The 18,312-nt window shown below is 47.0% G+C and carries 24 protein-coding genes and 1 pseudogene; 8 read left to right on the forward strand and 17 right to left on the reverse strand.

From position 1 onward, the window contains the following. Positions 1–24: 24 nt before the first annotated feature. The 3 genes from QWY30_RS03840 to QWY30_RS03850 all read right to left on the reverse strand — a co-directional run bounded on the left by QWY30_RS03840 (position 25) and on the right by QWY30_RS03850 (position 2,661). A complete protein-coding gene (locus QWY30_RS03840) occupies positions 25–909 on the reverse strand; it encodes a nucleotidyl transferase AbiEii/AbiGii toxin family protein (protein ID WP_290238417.1) in 885 nt (294 codons plus the stop codon). After that, complete coding sequence (locus QWY30_RS03845; RefSeq protein WP_290238419.1) at positions 906–1,505, reverse strand: type IV toxin-antitoxin system AbiEi family antitoxin domain-containing protein; 600 nt, start codon at positions 1,503–1,505, stop codon at positions 906–908. The genes QWY30_RS03840 and QWY30_RS03845 overlap by 4 nt, the downstream gene beginning before the upstream one ends. A gap of 328 nt (positions 1,506–1,833) precedes the next feature. Then, positions 1,834–2,661 carry a cupin domain-containing protein gene (locus tag QWY30_RS03850; RefSeq protein WP_290238421.1) on the reverse strand — a complete coding sequence of 276 codons (828 nt, stop codon included), beginning with the start codon at positions 2,659–2,661 and terminating at the stop codon, positions 1,834–1,836. A 109-nt stretch (positions 2,662–2,770) separates the two neighbouring features. On the opposite strand from QWY30_RS03850, the gene QWY30_RS03855 reads away from it, so the two are divergent. The 4 genes from QWY30_RS03855 to QWY30_RS03870 all read left to right on the forward strand — a co-directional run bounded on the left by QWY30_RS03855 (position 2,771) and on the right by QWY30_RS03870 (position 5,696). Then, a complete protein-coding gene (locus QWY30_RS03855; RefSeq protein ID WP_290238423.1) occupies positions 2,771–3,319 on the forward strand; it encodes a peroxiredoxin-like family protein in 549 nt (182 codons plus the stop codon). Positions 3,320–3,333: 14 nt separating this feature from the next. Next, positions 3,334–4,212 carry an AEC family transporter gene (locus QWY30_RS03860; protein WP_290238425.1) on the forward strand — a complete coding sequence of 293 codons (879 nt, stop codon included), beginning with the start codon at positions 3,334–3,336 and terminating at the stop codon, positions 4,210–4,212. Between the two features lie 6 nt (positions 4,213–4,218). Further along, positions 4,219–4,707: a DM13 domain-containing protein gene (locus QWY30_RS03865; RefSeq protein WP_290238426.1), complete on the forward strand. Its 489-nt coding sequence runs from the start codon at positions 4,219–4,221 to the stop codon at positions 4,705–4,707. 719 nt (positions 4,708–5,426) lie between these two features. Further along, the gene (locus tag QWY30_RS03870; RefSeq protein WP_290238427.1) at positions 5,427–5,696 is read left to right on the forward strand and encodes a helix-turn-helix domain-containing protein; all 270 of its coding nucleotides are present in this window, start codon (positions 5,427–5,429) and stop codon (positions 5,694–5,696) included. An 80-nt stretch (positions 5,697–5,776) separates the two neighbouring features. On the opposite strand, the gene QWY30_RS03875 is transcribed toward QWY30_RS03870, so the two are convergent. From QWY30_RS03875 to msrB, 10 genes are all read right to left on the reverse strand, one after another. Further along, the gene (locus QWY30_RS03875) at positions 5,777–6,268 is read right to left on the reverse strand and encodes a DM13 domain-containing protein (RefSeq protein WP_290238428.1); all 492 of its coding nucleotides are present in this window, start codon (positions 6,266–6,268) and stop codon (positions 5,777–5,779) included. Positions 6,269–6,276: 8 nt separating this feature from the next. Further along, the gene (locus tag QWY30_RS03880; RefSeq protein ID WP_290238429.1) at positions 6,277–6,978 is read right to left on the reverse strand and encodes a haloacid dehalogenase type II; all 702 of its coding nucleotides are present in this window, start codon (positions 6,976–6,978) and stop codon (positions 6,277–6,279) included. A 20-nt stretch (positions 6,979–6,998) separates the two neighbouring features. Continuing rightward, entirely contained in the window at positions 6,999–7,697 is a 699-nt protein-coding gene (locus QWY30_RS03885) for a glutathione S-transferase N-terminal domain-containing protein (RefSeq protein WP_290238430.1), read from the reverse strand. A 3-nt stretch (positions 7,698–7,700) separates the two neighbouring features. Continuing rightward, entirely contained in the window at positions 7,701–8,396 is a 696-nt protein-coding gene (locus tag QWY30_RS03890) for a glutathione S-transferase family protein (RefSeq protein WP_290238431.1), read from the reverse strand. Positions 8,397–8,429: 33 nt separating this feature from the next. Beyond that, complete coding sequence (locus QWY30_RS03895; RefSeq protein WP_290238432.1) at positions 8,430–9,305, reverse strand: AEC family transporter; 876 nt, start codon at positions 9,303–9,305, stop codon at positions 8,430–8,432. 70 nt (positions 9,306–9,375) lie between these two features. Next, positions 9,376–9,639, reverse strand: a complete 264-nt coding sequence (locus QWY30_RS03900) for a pentapeptide MXKDX repeat protein (RefSeq protein WP_290238433.1) — start codon at positions 9,637–9,639, stop codon at positions 9,376–9,378. Between the two features lie 55 nt (positions 9,640–9,694). Then, complete coding sequence (locus tag QWY30_RS03905; RefSeq protein WP_290238434.1) at positions 9,695–10,462, reverse strand: molybdopterin-dependent oxidoreductase; 768 nt, start codon at positions 10,460–10,462, stop codon at positions 9,695–9,697. Between the two features lies 1 nt (position 10,463). Then, complete coding sequence (locus tag QWY30_RS03910) at positions 10,464–11,063, reverse strand: cytochrome b/b6 domain-containing protein (RefSeq protein ID WP_290238435.1); 600 nt, start codon at positions 11,061–11,063, stop codon at positions 10,464–10,466. A gap of 57 nt (positions 11,064–11,120) precedes the next feature. Further along, on the reverse strand, positions 11,121–11,636 hold the full coding sequence (gene msrA, locus QWY30_RS03915; protein WP_290238436.1) for a peptide-methionine (S)-S-oxide reductase MsrA: 516 nt from the start codon (positions 11,634–11,636) through the stop codon (positions 11,121–11,123). Between the two features lie 4 nt (positions 11,637–11,640). Then, positions 11,641–12,084, reverse strand: coding sequence for a peptide-methionine (R)-S-oxide reductase MsrB (msrB, locus tag QWY30_RS03920; protein WP_290238437.1), 444 nt, complete (start codon positions 12,082–12,084; stop codon positions 11,641–11,643). A 123-nt stretch (positions 12,085–12,207) separates the two neighbouring features. On the opposite strand from msrB, the gene QWY30_RS03925 reads away from it, so the two are divergent. Beyond that, entirely contained in the window at positions 12,208–13,041 is an 834-nt protein-coding gene (locus QWY30_RS03925; RefSeq protein ID WP_290238438.1) for an AraC family transcriptional regulator, read from the forward strand. A gap of 53 nt (positions 13,042–13,094) precedes the next feature. Here the strand turns inward: QWY30_RS03925 and QWY30_RS03930 are convergent, their stop codons facing one another. Genes QWY30_RS03930 through QWY30_RS03940 form a run of 3 tightly spaced genes read right to left on the reverse strand, consistent with a single transcriptional unit; the run spans position 13,095 to position 15,292 of the window. Next, the gene (locus QWY30_RS03930; RefSeq protein ID WP_290238439.1) at positions 13,095–13,757 is read right to left on the reverse strand and encodes a peroxiredoxin-like family protein; all 663 of its coding nucleotides are present in this window, start codon (positions 13,755–13,757) and stop codon (positions 13,095–13,097) included. 17 nt (positions 13,758–13,774) lie between these two features. Continuing rightward, positions 13,775–14,722 (reverse strand): DMT family transporter, encoded by a 948-nt coding sequence (locus QWY30_RS03935; protein WP_290238440.1) that lies wholly within the window; start codon positions 14,720–14,722, stop codon positions 13,775–13,777. A 30-nt stretch (positions 14,723–14,752) separates the two neighbouring features. Beyond that, the gene (locus QWY30_RS03940) at positions 14,753–15,292 is read right to left on the reverse strand and encodes a carboxymuconolactone decarboxylase family protein (RefSeq protein ID WP_290238441.1); all 540 of its coding nucleotides are present in this window, start codon (positions 15,290–15,292) and stop codon (positions 14,753–14,755) included. A gap of 114 nt (positions 15,293–15,406) precedes the next feature. On the opposite strand from QWY30_RS03940, the pseudogene QWY30_RS03945 reads away from it, so the two are divergent. The 3 genes and pseudogenes from QWY30_RS03945 to istB form a co-directional block, all read left to right on the forward strand. Then, a pseudogene (locus tag QWY30_RS03945) lies at positions 15,407–15,541 on the forward strand (LysR family transcriptional regulator); the annotation flags it as partial. 114 nt (positions 15,542–15,655) lie between these two features. Further along, complete coding sequence (gene istA, locus QWY30_RS03950) at positions 15,656–17,167, forward strand: IS21 family transposase (protein WP_290238442.1); 1,512 nt, start codon at positions 15,656–15,658, stop codon at positions 17,165–17,167. After that, on the forward strand, positions 17,157–17,969 hold the full coding sequence (istB, locus tag QWY30_RS03955) for an IS21-like element helper ATPase IstB (protein ID WP_290238443.1): 813 nt from the start codon (positions 17,157–17,159) through the stop codon (positions 17,967–17,969). Before istA ends, istB begins: the two co-directional genes overlap by 11 nt. A gap of 62 nt (positions 17,970–18,031) precedes the next feature. Here istB and QWY30_RS03960 read toward each other — a convergent pair whose 3' ends face one another. Next, complete coding sequence (locus tag QWY30_RS03960; protein ID WP_290238444.1) at positions 18,032–18,268, reverse strand: hypothetical protein; 237 nt, start codon at positions 18,266–18,268, stop codon at positions 18,032–18,034. Positions 18,269–18,312: the final 44 nt, after the last annotated feature.

The raw sequence follows: 18,312 nt of genomic DNA on the forward strand, positions 1-18,312 counted from the left end.
GCGATGGTTTCAAGAACGAAATGTTCAATCAGGCTTGAAATCATGCTTCACTTCATGCTTGAAGTCATCAAATAAGAAAGCCAAGGTATTACGCAGGTAATCGACGGTTGCGCCCAGAGATGTTGCTTTCAATTTGTTGCGATTAACAAACGCATTCCACTGGGTATTTTTCTGAGCATTCAATGAAAATCGCTCGCTCAGTCCAGTTGGTACGTCTTTAGGTCTCGTCGTTTTTCGACGATTCAGGGTGGCAGTTACCGCTTGACTAAGAACCGTTCGATCTATGTCGGTATCCTGCAAAATGACGTACAGATCAAAATAGTCTTTCATTCGCGTGTTCGCCATCCCCAGCGTAATGATGGCCTCTAACTTTTCTGCTATCACCGTATATCTGGGATACACCCGTAAGCAAGGTGCTGGCATATCATCCAGCATGACTGGATACAGCACTGACTCTGGCGCTGGAGTCACTGCATCTCCATATCCAATGTCGACTTGTATCGGACATTTCGCACCATCAATTAAACCGAGTAAAGTGACTCTGATACCGGAGTAATTTGCTTCTTTACGAATCTCTTCGACCTTAATGGATTTCAAATCGTAAAATATTCCATCATCTAACTCTAGATTGCAGAGTTCTTCAAAGATATCAATAAGATGCGGAATTTCTGCAATCCCAAATCCTAATAAGTCGATGTCATGAGTTGGACGCAATGGGACGTCATACCAAAGATCAAAAAGCAAGGCGCCTTTGAGTAAGAAATACTCTTTCTGAGACGAAATGCTTAATCGATATAACAAACGCTCTAACGCATAACGCGTGAGGACCAGTTGATAATCTACGGATTTTTCGCGAGCCTTGCTCAGCAAACGCGCACGCACGGACGCACTTCTATTTTTTAATGTCATACAAGACTTTCTAAATACGGTCTCATGACATTGGCTACTCTGCAAAGCTCAGCAGCCTTCCACAGCTCATCCATTGAAACCTTTTTTTGTTGCCATGCATCCCTCAACGCTTCCAGAGCCACATCGAATCCAATCTTGTTACGAAATTTAAAACAATCAGCGATTGTTTTTGCCACTGATGTGACAGGGATATAAACGACTCCATCAACAGACTTTTGCTCAATGCATAGTCCGGGGTTGCTCAGTCGAAATATGCGAAGTGGTGGATATGCTAGCTTTGGAGCACGAGCCTTCGAAGGGATGGCAACCCAGACTTCATGTGGTGCTTGCGTTGTCAGGCCGTGAATTTGAAGTGCTGTGAGCAGACAAAATACTAAATGCGGATGACTGATTGCAATCAGTGCAAGTTGATCTTTCTCGGTAACAACCCGGTCGGGGGACGAATAGATTCCGCGGCTGACTCTAACCAGCGAGCCGCGATTTAATAGTTGTTGGAGTTTTTCACCTGCGATTCCGGCGAGGGCAAGCTCACCCGCTCTTACCAGACCTTTGGTGCGAGTCAGTTCAAATGCGGGATTGTTAAGTTTTGTTTGCATATCATTATTTTATGAAAATGTCGTAAAAAGTAAATATATTTCAACATTTTCATATTTCCTAAGTCCTCAAGGTCAACCTAATAGTTTCTGAAAGGCTGAATAAACTGAATCAAAAAATCAGTCCCGAACTGACCTACTAGGATCAGCCGCATACATTACAAGTAGCGTGACTTAACGAGTATCTTTTTTATTATTGTTTTATGATTTATCTATCAAGATCAGTAATTTACAAAAAATTACTGGCGGCCCAAGAGGAATTGTTTAAATAACTTGCTCAGGTCAGAAAGCATCGACTATTGGTGGCGCTAGGGATTCGAACTCTCCCCAATCAATTCGCCTGCCTAGGCAACATTGACTTGGCCAAAGCACGAGACAAAGCTGAGCTGTTTCCATACCCAGCCACTTTGGCTGCCTCCTTGAGTCCCTTGCCCAAATCAACAGCCCGCTGTGCCAAGGCCAGCCGGATTGCAGCCAAATACTTTCCTGGCGGCCTGCGCATTGTTAGATGAAACTTGGTCGCAAATGCCGTCCGCGACATACCGGCCTCTTTGGCCAACAGTTCCAAATCCCACCCAAAAGCTGGACGTTGGTGCATGGCCACCAAAGCTTTGGCAATTCGTGGATCGGCCAAACCATTGAAGAGGCCACTCTCTTGGTCACTGGGATGTGCCACGAGGTAACGCAACAAGCCGATGAACAGAATGTCGCCTGCGCGGTTGAGCAATGCCGGTTGTCCGCAACGGGGTGCATCCAATTCAGACTCGATCATGGCGACAGCCAATTGCAACGCGGGCTCATCATCAGCCAGTGAGACTGTTCGCGGTTGTGCGAACTCCTCCAAGAACAAGGTGGCCACAGGTCCAGTCAATTGGACACGCGCCTGCACCAAGCGGCAGGCATCCTTTGCCGAGAATCTGTGAAAGACGAAGGGCTTGCTGGCATGCACTGCAACCAAGGCTGGGGATTCGATCGTTTGTCGCACACCATTGATCTTCAACTCTGCGCGCCCTCGCGTCAAAAAGAACAACTGCAGATCGGTGTCGTTGTCTCCACTGGGTGCGCCATCGACACGGGCGTCAGAAACGAGCCCCAGCGTGACCAAGGGGGCCAAACCCTCCAAAAGCGCAGACAGGCGATCGAGTTTGACATCACTCATATTGTACGAATTGCAAATATTTTTGAATTTTCAATTGCACATAGTACATCACAATGGCATTCATCGTTCCCACTCAACCTCTTTTCACGCATCTCCAAAAGGACACTTCATGAGCACAAACGCACTGACACCCCGGCAGCCTGTTCCCGCATTGCACGTTCCGCTTGTCACGGGAGGTCACTTTGCTCTGGGGGTAGCACCCGCAGAGCGGTTTGACTTACTCGTTTTTTACCGAGGCCTGCATTGCCCCATTTGTGCCAAGTACCTGATGGAGCTCGAGGCCTTGACGCCCGAGTTCCACCAGCGTGGCGTTCAGGTTGTGGCGCTCAGCAGTGACAACGCCGAGCGTGCGCAAGCCATGTCGGAGAAAATCAAGGCTACCCACCTACAAATTGGCTATGGTCTGAGCTTGGCCAGTGCCCGCGAGTGGGGTCTTTACATCAGCGCATCCAGGGGCAAGACATCGATTGGCATTGAAGAACCCGCACTGTTTAGCGAGCCGGGTGTTTTCATCGTGAGACCCGATGGGACGCTTTACTACGGCGCCACACAAACCATGCCGTTTGCCCGTCCGCAGTTTCAGGACCTGCTGGGTGCGATTGACTTCGCCATTGCAAAAGACTATCCCGCGCGCGGCGAATACACAGGCTTAGTCTGAATCTAGCGCCCGCCATGTTTCAAAAAATCATTGAAATCACATTGCCCATTTTTTTGATTGCGTGGTTGGGCTTTGCCTACAGCCGTCGGTTCAAGCCAGACCTGGGAGGCGCCAACAAACTGATTGTTGATCTTGCATTGCCCATTCTGATCTTCAGTTCTCTTGCGTCGAAAAGTTTTGATCCACAGTCCGCCATCACATTCACTTTCGCTTCGATGACGTTGATTGTCTTAAGTGGATTACTGGCCTGGCCTGTGGCTCGATTCTCGGGGGCTTCTGTGAAGGCATTTTTACCCTGTGTCATGTTCACAAACGTTGGGCCGATTGGCATTCCACTCATCGCATTGGCCTATGGACCTGAAAGCTTGCCGCTTTCAATTGTGCTGTTGGTCATATCGAATATTTTGCATTTCACACTGGGGGCGATTGTCATGAGCGGCCGCGTGGACTGGCGCTTGGTCTACGCCAATCCACTCATATGGGCCACGCTGCTGGGCTTGTGGGTCTCGCACATGCAATGGGAGATTCCTTCTCCCTTGCAAACTGCATTGACCATGGTTGGCAATGTATTGGTTCCGATGATGTTGCTGTCGCTGGGTTCTAGACTGGCAAGCAGCCAGTTACATGATGTGCGAGTGGGTGTGAACGCGTCGATTTTGACATGGGTCATCCGGCTGGTGTCAGTTTTGCTGCTCTTGCAACTGTTGACACTCCAACCGATTGAGCGCGGGGCGATGATTTTGTTTGCTTGCTTACCCCCCGCAGTGTTTAACTTTTTATTGGCCGACAAGTTCCATGTTGAACCAGAAAAAGTGGCCTCCACAGTGGTGATGGGACATATATTCAGCATGGTCTTTTTGCCATTGGGCATCTGGCTTGCTTTTCTAAAATAGGTCTCTATGAACAAAAAAATATTGGCCCTTGTCTGTCTGCTCTTCGTAAGCAGTGTCCACGCACAAATACTGGAGGCGATCACAGGACATGCCAAAGACATCAAAGCACGTTTTTCAAAGGACACGTTCATCCATGGTGTGACACTGAAACAAGGCGACATTGATACCACGGCCAAAGGGCAAGATCTCATTCACAACTCATCTGGGACATGGTTGCTGATTCGCGCTGGCAACGATCTTTACTTGCAATCTGCAGCCAATTTCAAATCCAGCCCAGGGCCCGATTACCACGTGTACATCAGCACATCGGCCGCCATCAAAGACAACCCCGAATTCGATGCCAAGCAAGTTGAAGTCAGTAGGCTTTCAAAGCCCAACGGCGCTGCCTATTACAAACTCACGACAACCAATGCTGAAGATGTCAAGAGCGTTTTGATTTGGTGCAAACAATTCAAAGAGTACATTGGGTCTGCAGACCTGATTGAATTGAAGTAAGCATTGATTGCGGAGGCACCTTACGCATTGGCATTGGCGTTGGCACTGAATAGTCAGTTGTGTTTGGTGAGTGCAGATCGCCCGTTGGTGGGGAAGATCTGAAACTTTGAAGAAAGTTTGCTTGGCGGATTTATTGGGATTCGAAACCTCAATCAGGGTATCGGCTAAATTGAGAGTTGCAAACAAGTTCTCTAATGCTCTCCACTTTTTCCATCACTCCTAAGCACCCACCAAGCCAGCATCTTCCTGCACCCTGCCGCGAAGAGTTGTTTTTATTGCTCAACTATCCTATGCACGGCATCAAAAAGAATGGCGCTTTTCGAGAGACCGTAAGTTGTTGATTTTTATGACTTCAGACTTGTAGACTGCCTTCTATCAAGTCCACAACTTTTGGAGAATGGAGAGTAAAAACAGGCCCGTAAGGTGTTTTACAGGGGATCGTTTTAGGGCGAAGACAACATCTAAAAACGGCGAAACCCCGCAGAGACTGGGCCTCAGCGGGGTTCTTCAAAAAATGAGAGAGTGCTTTCTCACTTTGCATATGGTGGTGCATTGTGGACTCTGGTTCAATTCCACACCAACAGCACTTGAATACTGCTTGACCGGTAGTTGCGTATGCAGTGCATAACATACAAATTTCCGCAACAGACTCTTGAATTAGCTGGCTTTTTCCTCGAATCTACGCGTCAATGGGCTTCCCAAAAAAAAAGGAAAAAACCATGACAGACTCCGTGAAACACCTAACTCAAAACGATCTAGCCAACAGGTGGAATAAATCAGTCCATACCATCGAACGTTACCGTTGCGAAGGCAATGGTCCAGTTTATCTCAAAATTGGCGGCAAAGTAATGTACCGACTGGTTGACATCGAAGCATTTGAAGCTAAGCATCGCTACGAAAGCCCGAAAGTTTCCGCCTCTCAAACTAAGCTCAATGAATCTGGATTAAAGCTCCACGAAGCAATGAAACAACTTCACGAATTCACATAAACCTCAATTTTTTCTTATTAACACTTGTGCCGGCCGAACAACTTAGCTTAGATTGATAGCAGGCGTGCTGTTTATGTGACCTAGTTAGCAGGACGTAAATCAGCCGATCCGATGTACTCTTTGAACTGCTTGCACCAAATCAGCACGCTGCTTACATCTTCTGGATTTTGCGTCGGTAAGAGATAGTAAGCAGCACCATTAGGCTTTTTCAGTCGGCTGACTTCAATCTGTTGGGCGCTAAATTCATCGTTGTCTTTGATGGCAGATTTGCTGCTGATGTAGACGTGGTAGTCAGGGCCTGGACTGGATCTAAAGTTCTCGCTAGATTGCAAAAATAATTGATCCCCTACCTTGATGACAGACCACTCACCAGAAGAGTTGTGTATCAAATCCTGCCCCTTTGCAGTTTTGTCAATCTGCCCTCGCTTAATGAGTTCGCCTTCAATCTTTTGATGATCGTCAAACCGCACTCTTAGGTCTTGAACATGACCACGAATGGCATCTAGAAGCTGAGCGCTTGCGTTGTGTCCCATGCAAAGCAGGAAGAAACTTAAAAGTACTTGAAATTTCATAGCGATGATTACTCTGTGAGTTTCAACGATTGAAGGACTGACTTGAGATCTGCCCCCGAGTAATTAGGGCGCGGTGTTAAAGCCTCAAACGGCAAACCTTGCCGGTTGACCCAATGCGTTGTAAAGCCAAACCAATTTGCACCTAGTGCATCCCATGCATTGCTTGATACGAACAGAATTTCATCTTTGTTTATGGGAATCGTCTGTTGTACAAGTCCATAACTTTCTGGAGAGGTCTTGAAAAGACGTATCGGATCGACAGATATGACATGGTCTAAAACATCCTCCATGCCTGCGCTCTTGACTGCAGATGCCAGCATATCCTCGCTGCCATTTGAGAGGATGGCAGTCGTAAAACCACTAGCCTTGATTTTCTGAAGGACCGCCAAATTTTCAGTAAACGGGGTCAGATGAGCGTATTGCTGCATCAGTTTTTCTACCTGACTCGATTCACGATTTAGCTTTAGTCGGTCTAGGGTGTACTCCAGCGACAGGCGCGTCAGCTCCCAAAATGGACGGAAGTATTGACTGCCAGATGCGTTGTGCGGATCAGACTGCGTGATCAACCTTGTGTACTCAATTTGCTTGTCGCGCCACTTCAGCGCAATGTCAGCCCCATGGTTTGGGTAGAGCTCTTCAGCTAATACTTGGATGGAGTAGACATCAAACAATGTGCCGTAAGCATCAAAAACAACCGCTTTTATAGTCATAAATATTTCCTAGCGGGCAATCAAACTACTGTCTTTGCATCTTGGCCAAACAAAATAGATTTGGCGTTTTGGTCCACAGTAGGCGCAGTATTGATCGACTTGGCAATGTCATATGCCTTTTGTGTTGCTGGACGATTTCCAATCCGTTCAAACCATGAGGATAGATAGGGAAACTGGTTCATGTCTTGACGTTGCCGTTCGTGTGGAACAACCCATGGATAGCACGCCATATCGGCAATAGAGTAATCACCGCAAATGTATTCACGACCATCTGAAAGAAGCTTATTCAGCACGCCATACAGGCGCGACGTCTCTTTGACATAGCGATCAATGGCATAAGGCAGTTGTTCTGGTGCGTACTGCACAAAGTGGTGGTTCTGACCTGCCATTGGGCCTAAGCCCCCCATCTGCCAAAACAACCATTGCAGGCACTCATTTCTTCCACGTAAGTCCTGAGGAATAAATTGTTTTGTCTTGTCTGCCAAGTACAAAAGAATGGCACCCGATTCAAAAATACTAATGGGTTCACCGCCACCTGATGGCGAGTAATCAACGATGGCAGGTATGCGATTGTTGGGCGCTATCTTCAAAAAATCAGGAGCAAATTGCTCACCTTTGCTGATATTGATAGGTTTGATGTTGTAGTCAAGACCTGACTCTTCCAAGAACATCGTGACCTTATGGCCGTTAGGTGTGGTCCAGTAATAGAAGTCAATCATGTTTCACACTCCAGAGGTTTTGAGGCGTTCGTTAGATGGGAAAAGCTTTTTGCGAGCATCCTCATCCATTTCAGTTTTGAAAGCAAACTTCGTCTTCAAGGCCTCTGCTCGTTGCGCAGCAGGGCGAGCGTTGATTTCATCAAGCAAGCGTTTGACGTTCGGGAGTTTTTCCCATGCGTCTGCCCCTAAAACAAAGGGCGCAACGCGTGCCCAGCCCCAAACAGACATATCCACAATGGTGTATTCATTGCCCATCATGTAGGGCTGATTTGCTAAGTGGTCATTGATGATGTGCCAATGACGCCAGGCTTCAAAGTCATAACGATTCACTGCATATTCTTTGGGCTCTGGCGCAAAGTGCTTGAAATGGACCGCTTGCCCACAGTATGGGCCGATGCCCGTAGCTACAAACATCAGCCATGAGTACATCTCAGCTTTGTTCTTGGGTGTATCTGCAGGAACGAACTTGCCAATCTTTTCAGACAAATAAAGCAACATGGCATTGCTATCGAAAACTCGAATGTCGTCATCCAGCATTGCTGGCGTCTTTGCATTCGGGTTGATCACCTTAAACGAATCTGCGTGTTGGTCACCTTTGCGCGTATCCACGGGAATGAGCTCGTAAGGCTCACCTGTCTCTTCAAGGAACAACGCAACCTTCAATGGATTGGGTGAGGGATGAAAATAAAACTTGATCATGACGGTTGTCCTTATGTTTATGAAAAATGAAAACTAAATGAATGCCAGCCAAATCCCGAGAGGCAGGAAAGCCAAACTCAAGATATGGCCAATGATGACAGTGGACGCCACCTTGTTGGGCTCCACCTGAAATTTGTCTGCGAGCATAAAATTAAAAACTGCCGATGGCAAGCATGCAAAAAGGATCAATGCACCGCGCTCTAGACCTTGCAACGGAATGAACCAAAGCGCCATAAGCACAGCCGCAAGCCTGATGATCAATATGAGAACTCCTGAGCGAGCACCTACCCATGCGTCTGCCACTTGACTGCTGGCCAGCCTTACACCGAGGGACATCAACATCATCGGGACCAACACACTGCCAATCAAGGTGCAGGATGTTTGAATCCAATCTGGAAACGCAATTTGAAATTGCGAACTAGCGACACCCAACACTGTTGACCAAACAAGTGGGTTGGCATACACCATACGCCAGTCGACTTTGCCGCTCATCACGCCAGCCCCAAGCGTGAAGTGCAAAATATTGGAAATGACTAGCAAAACTACAGCGGGCGCCATTCCCTCGGGCCCATAAGCAAGTGCTATCAAGGGAATCCCAATAGGACCTACGTTGGTGAACATGGCGCATGGCAAAAATGCTTGCATTGTTGCGCCTGAAAATCTTGTGAATGGCCAAGCAATCAAGCCAGTCAGAAGAATCAACACGATCGATGCACCGGTAAATGACAGGGCTGAAACGGGATCGAAAGATTTAGCGGACAACGAGATAAAAATCAAAGCAGGCAGTGCGATGTCCACAATCAGTTTGTTGGCTCCACCGAGGTCAGGTTTAACACGTCGGCCGTATAAGAAACCAACAAGAACAATCGTAAAAATTGGCAACGTAATGGAAGCGATTTTGGAAAACATCAAAACTCACTATCAAAATCCAAATTAAAAATCCCGCACTTTGGCGGGATTGCACCTAGCGTAAGGCAGATTACTTTGACATACCGTCTTTTTTCATGTCATCTTTTTTCATGCCATCTTTGGCCATAGCATCTTTCTTCATACCGTCTTTGGCCATGGCATCTTTCTTCATACCGTCTTTAGCCATAGCATCCTTTTTCATGCCATCCTTTGCCATGGCGTCTTTAGACATAGCGTCTTTTTTCATACCATCTTTGCTCATGTCATCAGCTTGCGCGACTTGAAATGTGCCAGCCATGACCAAACAAGAAATCAAGGTTGCGATTTTTTTCATGTGAATCTCCAAAAGTTAAAAGCACAAGCGTGCGAAATAAGGCGGCAGCTGATGATCAGCTACCACCAAACCAGTTGTAACCTTGGTCTTCCCAGTAGCCTCCAGGATTCACGTTAGTCACAAAAATTTCTTGAATGTATTTAGGATTTTTATAGCCCAATTTTGTTGGCATTCGCAGCTTCATCGGGTAGCCATACTTAGGCGGCAGTACCTCATCAGCGTAAGTCAAGGTGAGCAATGTTTGTGCATGAAGCGCTGTGGGCATGTCGATGCTTGTGTAGTAGTCGTCATGACATCTAAAACCTACAAATTTTGCAGTGCTATCTGCTCCTATGCGCTTGAGAAAATCACTGAACCGCACGCCACCCCATTTACCTATTGCACTCCAACCTTCAACACAAATGTGTCGCGTAATTTGACTGGTTTGTGGAAAAGCACGCAGCTCAGTAAGCGTCCAATCTTTCGTGTCTTGAACTAAGCCAGATACTTTTAATTTGAAATTGTCTGGACTGGGGCGTATCTCATCTTCAGTGTAAAACGCATTGAATGGAAAAGGTTTTGTCAACATCTCTTCCGAATACGTTGGAGCCATCTTGTTAGGATCAAATAACCAGCTTTGCACGCCGTCATTGAAACGAGACATCACCATCAGGGCTTCTTCAATAGAGTCCTCGCTTGTTAAGCTGCACCCAGTGAGCATAGAGATGGCACCCAAGCTGAGTGCTCGCTTACCAAATAAACGTCGCGTCGGAAGATCTAGACCTTTGTAAACGTCTTTGATTATTTCTTTTTCATGGGGATTAAAAATCTTTTTATCTGGCATGTCATTTTCCCCTGGTCATGATCAAAAGCGTTCTAGGTACAAGCGCAACCATCAATAAGTGCACAAGGATGAAAAAGACCGCAAAAGACATGGCTGCAAAGTGCACCACTCTGGCGTTATCAAACCCGCCCATCAAATCTCGAAGAATTGGAAACTGAACTGATTTCCAAATGGCCAAGCCAGAGGCAATCAAGATGACGATGTCAAGGATCACCGACAAATAGGCTAGCTTTTGAATGGTGTTGTACTTACTTAAATCTTCATGCGCAAGCTTGCCTTTGAGCGTGTCTAAAACGTCTTTGATGAGCTCTTTTGGACTTATTGGAAAAAACTTCTTCCAGGCACGACCTGTGTAGAAATTGAGAGTGAGATAAATCAGTCCATTGACCACCAATAACCACATGAAGGCAAAGTGCCAAAGTAACGCACCGCCTAACCAGCCCCCTACGGTCAGCTCTCGCGGGAACAGAAAATCAAAGATCGGGGATGCGTTGTAAATCTTCAATCCACTCATGATCATGACAATGACAGCTAAGGCGTTGAGCCAATGTGTCACTCTGACAAAGAGTGGAGCTATTGTGTGATGAGCTTGGTGATCCATGGACCCAATGTAAGAGTCCACCGATCACGATAAGTCCCAATTAATGTACTTTTCATCTCATTTAAGCCTTGCCTCATTCTGGTGCGGCAGAACCCAATTTGATCGTGGATAGTGACATGTGTAGCCATTGGGGTGTCTCACTAGATAGTCTTGATGCTCAAGCTCAGCCTCCCAGAAATCTCCCACTGGCTCCAACTCTGTAACAACCTTCCCCGGCCAAAGGCCCGAAACATTAACGTCATGAATGGTTCTGATGGCTTCTATCCGCTGGGCTTCACTTGTGTAATAAATGGCTGAGCGATAGGACATGCCGATGTCATTACCCTGGCGCTTTGGCGTTGTTGGGTCATGAATTTGGAAAAAGAATTCCAAAATGCGTCGATAGCTAATCAAACTGGGATCGAAATGAATTTCGATGCCCTCCGCATGTGTGCCGTGGTTTCGATAAGTGGCGTCTTTAACATCGCCACCTGTGTACCCTACTCGCGTGCTGAGCACTCCTGAGAGTTTTCGAATTAAATCTTGCATGCCCCAAAAGCAACCTCCTGCAAGAACAGCTCGTTCAGTTTTCATGTCATTAACCTTTCACTTGGTCTAGGTAGTCCGTATAGCCTTCGGCTTCCATTTCAGACTTTGGGATAAATCGCAAGGATGCTGAGTTGATGCAGTATCTGAGCCCTCCGCGGTCAGGTGGGCCATCTTCAAATACATGCCCAAGGTGACTGTCTCCATAGGTCGACCGGACTTCAACACGACGCATGCCGTGACTCAGGTCAGTACGCTCTTTCATAAATTGTTGTGCGATGGGTTTTGTAAAGCTAGGCCAGCCACACCCAGAGTCAAATTTGTCCGATGACGCGAACAAGGGCTCTCCAGAGACAACATCCACGTAAATGCCTTGCTGCTTGTTATGAAGGTATGCCCCGGTGCCCGGTAACTCTGTTCCATTGCGTTGCGTGACATCGAACTGCTCTTTGCTAAGGGCAGCGATAGCCTCACTTGACCTCTGATAGCGACCCATATATGCCTCCTTTACAAATAAATTTCCAAAATTTTTTAGCCGATCTGTTGATCAACTTGTTTAGGGATTCATCTTATGAGATGATTTGATTCATTTAATCTCATTTTGTGAACAATAAATCCCATGGATCGGCTCTCATCACTTTTACAGCACTTCAAGATTAAAACTAATGTGTTTAGTCACGGGACGCTCTGCGGAGAGCACGCTTTTGAGATCCAAGCTGGAATGGGTCACATTCACATCATCAAAAAAGCACCCTTAGAAATTATTTTGAAAGAAAACCAAATCGTCGAAGTTGCCGAATCGTCGATCGTTTTCTTTCCTAGACCAACCGAACATTCTTTTCGGTCCATCAAGCCTGAAGGCGCAGATATGGTCTGTGCCAAAGTTTCTATCGGGAGCGGTCTTCAAAACCCACTGATCCTCGGCATGCCAGAAGTTTTGGTTATACCGACCTCTAAGTTAACGGGTTTTGAAGAGATTTTTAATTTGCTGTATCAAGAAGCTTTTGGGGACAGGTGCGGCAGGCAGCATGCAATCGATCATCTGATGGATTACTTAACCGTGAGGATGTATAGGTTTTTGATTCAAGAAAATTTGATTCCAACAAGCGCGATTGCTGGCATGGCTGATTCAAAGATTTCTAAAGCCATAGAGGCAATGCACAGTCAACCTGGTCAAAGCTGGAACCTAGATCAATTAGCTCAAGAAGCAGGTATGTCCAGGGCGAGATTTGCTGATCATTTCAAAGAAAAAGTTGGTGTCGCACCGATTGCATATCTAACTGAATTGAGAATTAATTTGGCAATGCGAAAGCTGCAGGAAGGAAGACCGATAAAGAACCTTCATCGTGAATTAGGCTATGCGTCTGCGTCCTCATTCACTAGGGTTTTTCATCAAAAGAATGGTTTGACTCCAAAAGAGTGGCTAGTTAATAGCTGCCTTTCTACATCTTAAATTTAAACGCTTTTCAAAAAGCTATACCTGGTCGAATTTATTTAATTTGAAAATTAACGATGTTGTTGCAAACTTATTGCTTTCAGAACTTCAGTAGGTTCTGCACGCTCTCGGTAATCTGCTTCAATGTGAGCGTAAATGATTCGACCATCACTTCCTATGACGTAAGTCGCTGGTAGCGGCAAGACCCAACGTTCATTCCCATTGAGCATTGGCAGATCGTTACCTACGCTGCCATATAGTTCAATTAATGCTTTAGGTAGTTCAAATGCAATGCCAAATGCGTTGGCTGCTAGCAAGTTTGAGTCGCTCAGCACAGGAAATGCCAATTGATTTTTTTCAGCTGTCGATAGCGAATTGTCTGGTGTCTGCGGAGAGATAGCGATCAATCTGCCACCTAACTCAATGAGTGATTCCAGATGTTGTTGCCATGCACGCAGTTCCAAGTTGCAATATGGGCACCAACCGCCGCGATAAAAAGCAACCACCAAAATATTTTGGTGCCACAGATCAGACAGACGAACAACTTGACCAGTCGCGTCAGGTAATTCGATATCTGGAGCTTGATCACCGATCTGAAGTGCACTGACCTCGATGCCAGAGGCTTTGAGCTCTGCGGTGGCCCCCTCCATCATCGCCAAACGCTCGGATGGCACTCTTTGAATAAAGCCAGCCTTGTATTCGGCCAATTGTTGGGTTAGCGAAGTGGTACTCATAGTTTTCCTCGTTTTATTTAAGTTTTATCAGAAGTGACGGACGACACAGTGACGGCAACGATCAAGCCACTCATAACGACCAGCAAGCCTATGGCTTCAAGAAATGCAGGTACATGTCCTAAGACTGGCCAAGCCATCAAGGCTGCCAGCCCTGGGGCTAGCGCTGGGAACACGGCAGCTCGAGATGGACCTAGAAGTGAAACCATTTTTGAATAGGTGTAAAGCGTACCTGCACCAGCGATCACGCCCTGAACCAACACCTCGACCCAGAAAACATTTGGTTCAGCTTGCATCAAACCCGAAGCACCTGTAAACCAGAAATAAGCGGGGGCGTAAGTGCATAGCGCACTGATTGAAATCACCGAGGTAGCCAACAAGGGGTCGAGCCGATACTTTCTCAACACAATTCCAAAACTCGCCCACAACGAGCCAGCGATTACAAACATAGCATCTCCCATCGCTGCGTTCCATGTCAAGCTAGAGGCATCTACACCTGAAATCAATACAAGTCCTATCAGCACTACAACAATTCCAACCACCCGTCGATACGTCATTCGATCACCAAGCACTACTGCACCTAACACCATGCCCATCACGCTCATGGCAGTGAATGGGAATACAGCCGCATGGCTAGGAGGTGCAAATTGCAACGCTCCGAACATTAATAGTCCAAAGGGCGTGCCTGCGAATAACGCCACCAGCAGCCATACCCGCCATCTCTGTAAGAATTGCGCACTGTCTCGACGAAATGCCATTGCAAACACTGGCAGCATCAAAACTCCAGCAACCCCAAATCTCAACACAGTCAAATCAGGCGACGACAAACCGCGTGCAATGCCCCAACGTGCATAAACGGTGTAAAGCGCACCAATACTGGCTGCGACAAGACCCACGGCGATCCCTTTGGCAAATTGATGGCGATCACTTTGCCCCAACAACGGTAGAGTCAGTGTGCTGGTGTTCATTTTGTTGTCCTATTGCAAATAGGAATCCGCTCAAGCTGTCAGTGCAGGCGCTGGTGAGAAATCCACAGGTACTTTAGTTGTCCCATGAAGGTAATTTGTCACGGTCTTGTCACCAATGACTACCATCACATCCACAAGGTTTCCTGGTGTCCAGCCAGCGGCTAAAAACTCATCGACCAGTGCAGGATTGGCATGCCCGCGTTCAATTGCAATATTTCTAACCAATCGGGCCAATACATCGAGCTTGGCATCAAAAGTGGCACGACCTTGACGAATTTCGATGATTTGTTCGGGTGTGAAGCCGACCATTCCGCCGATGACCGTATGAGCAGCTAGACAGTACTCACAGTTGTTGACCTGGCTGACAACAAGGTTTACCACTTCACGCGACTTGCCATTGATGCTGCTCTTAGCGTTTTGCAGTGTTAGGTAGGTACCCAAAGCGGTTTCAGAATGCGCCAGAGTTGCATACAGGTTTGGCACCATGCCCAAACCTTTTTTGAGGTTGTCAAACAAAACTTGGTTTTCAGTGCTGACGCTTGCGTGTGTTGGAACGTTAACTTTGCTCATGAAAATCTCCTAGGTGTGAATTGATTGCTTGTAGTTTCATTTAATCTAATAAATCACACTAGTCTAAAATTATGACTATCATTTAGTCCAATTTGGAATATATAAGGAATTCAAATGGATCGCTTAGAAGCAATGCAAACATTTGTGCGCGTAGTTGAGAGCGGGAGTTTTTCTGCAGTTGCGAGGGAATCACGCACTACTCAAAGTGGCGTGAGCAAGCAGGTCGCAGCACTTGAAAAGGTCCTTGGGTGTTGACGATCGTTCAAAATTGACCCACTTAGCGCAATAGTTTTCACCCAAAATTGACCCATGTGATTGAATGTCCTGCTCAAGGATTGAGCAGGAGAATTTGGAGTGATCACAGTGGGCATGCTAGCTAAGATTAGGCGGATGCACTTTCGCGAGAAACTCTCGATCCGAGAGATTTCGCGCCGCACCAATTTATCCCGAAATACGATCCGGCAATGGTTACGTCAGCCAGATATGGTTGAACCCCAGTACCCGGCTCGACCGATTAAAAGCATCGTTGAACCGTACTTTGAGCAGATTCGGCAGTGGCTCAAAGCGGATAGTCATCGCGCCAAGAAGGAAAGGCGTACGGCTAAGGTGATATTTAATGAGCTAAAAACGCAAGGCTATACCGGTAGCTATGTGCGTCTAGCCGTCTGGGTGCGCAAGTTACGCCAAGAGATGATGGATGCTCCAGAGCGCAAAGCGTTCGTACCGATGTTCTTTGCACACGGCGAAGCCTTCCAGTTTGATTGGAGCTGTGAGTACGTCTGGATCGCGGGTCTACGGCGCAGACTAGAAGTCTCGCATTGCAAACTTGCCTCCTCGCGTGCCTTCTGGATGGTCGCGTACTTTACTCAGAGCCACGAGATGCTGTTCGATGCACACACTCGTTCATTTATCGCGTTTGGCGGCGTGCCACGACGAGGTATCTATGACAATATGAAGACCGCTGTCGATAGGGTGCTCCGAGGCAAGGGACGCAAAGTCAATGCACGCTTTGAAGCGATGTGCAGTCATTACCTCTTTGAGCCTGACTTCTGTAATGTGGCCTCTGGCTGGGAGAAAGGCATTGTTGAGAAGAACGTCCAGGATCGCCGACGCCAGATCTGGGTAGAGGTCGGTAATCAGCGATGGGATTCACTTGAGCAAGTCAATGCATGGGTCGCTGATCGTTGTCGCACAGCATGGTCTGAGATGATGCATCCACAATGGCCGACCATGACGATTGCTGATGTCCTCCAAGATGAGCAGCAGCAAATGATGCCGTGTCCTCGACCCTTTGATGGTTATGTAGAGCAACCGATCCGGGTCTCTTCAACAAGCCTAATCCACTTTGAGCGCAACAGGTACAGCGTACCAACTGCCTATGCACATCGAGTGGTCAGTCTGCATATCTACCCGGCGGAATTAGTACTCATCGCTGATGACCAGGAGATTGCCCGCCATGTTCGACAGTTTGATCGATACGTGACAATTTATAACTGGGAGCACTACATCCCGCTCATCGAACGCAAGCCTGGGGCATTACGTAATGGAGCGCCGTTCCTGACAATGCCCGACCCGTTATTAAGTCTTCAACGTCATCTTCTGCGTCATACGGGCGGAGATCGGATCATGGCGCAAGTCTTATCCGCTATTCCGGTGCACGGCATAGAGGAGGTTCTTGTCGCAGTAGAGATTGCTCTTGAATCGGGGCATCCGAGCGGTGAGCACGTACTCAATGTACTCGGAAGGCTTAAGAGCCCGGCCACACCTGAAACTGTTCTGGTTTCGCCGCTGAGCGTGAGAATCGAACCGTTGGCGAACGTATCTCGCTATGAAACGCTACGTAACATTCCAATAGAGATCAACCATGTCCCATGAAATTATCCGTCATTTAAAGTCACTCAAACTTCACGGCATGGCCCAAAGTTGGCCTGAGCTCACTGCACACAACCGCATTGCAGACTTCGATCCTGAACAGCTCATGATGCAGCTAATCAAGTCGGAGACAGCGGAGCGAGAGGTTCGCTCAGTAGCCTATCAAATGAAAGCAGCAAGATTCCCGGCGCATCGGGACTTCAATGGATTTACGTTTAGTGAGGCACAAGTCGACGAATCACTGATGACTGAGTTGCGTACATTGTCGTTTCTAGATGCGGCACATAATCTGGTATTTATTGGCGGCCCAGGAACAGGCAAAACACATTTAGCCACGGCACTTGGGATTGACGCGATTAGACAGCATGATAAAAGGGTTCGATTCTTCTCTACGATCGAATTGGTCAATGCTCTCGAGTTGGAAAAAGCCGCAGGTAAACAGGGACAAATTGCCCACCGTCTGGTTTATGCAGACTTAGTCATCCTGGATGAGCTGGGTTATTTGCCATTTAGTCAGGCAGGCGGTGCACTTCTATTCCATCTGTTATCAAAACTCTATGAACATACAAGTGTGGCAATCACAACAAACTTGAGCTTTGCAGAATGGCCCAAAGTGTTTGGTGATGCAAAGATGACAACGGCGCTATTGGATCGGCTCACGCATCACTGCCATATCGTCGAAACTGGAAATGAATCCTGGCGTTTTAAACAGAGCGAGACGAGTAAAAAACAGACCAACAGAAAATCAAACAAAAAGGGAGATTTGGATACGAAAAAACTTAACTTATCCACAGAAACACTGTAATTTATGCAGTAACAGGGTGGGTCAGTTTTAGATGAAAACTCTGGGTCAGTTTTAAGTGATTCTCAACAGTCGTACCTACCATCGGCTTTTATGGCATCAATGACGCTTTCTTTTTCCTGATCGAAATATGCAGAAATGATCTGATCGGCATCTTCAGCGATGCTGAATATTTCTTCCCGGGATCGATCACGAAGAATTGATCGTGCGCGGTATATGACAGAAGAGGCCTGCGGAAAACGCCAATCCGTCAAGCTGCCTTTTTGCGGGTCAAAGTATTCAAATTGCTTGTAAAAACCCATTGCGCACCGTCCGATTACTTGTTTGTGTGAACCGCGCCGATGAA

Source organism: Zwartia panacis (assembly GCF_030410395.1).
GTDB lineage: Bacteria > Pseudomonadota > Gammaproteobacteria > Burkholderiales > Burkholderiaceae_B > Zwartia > Zwartia panacis.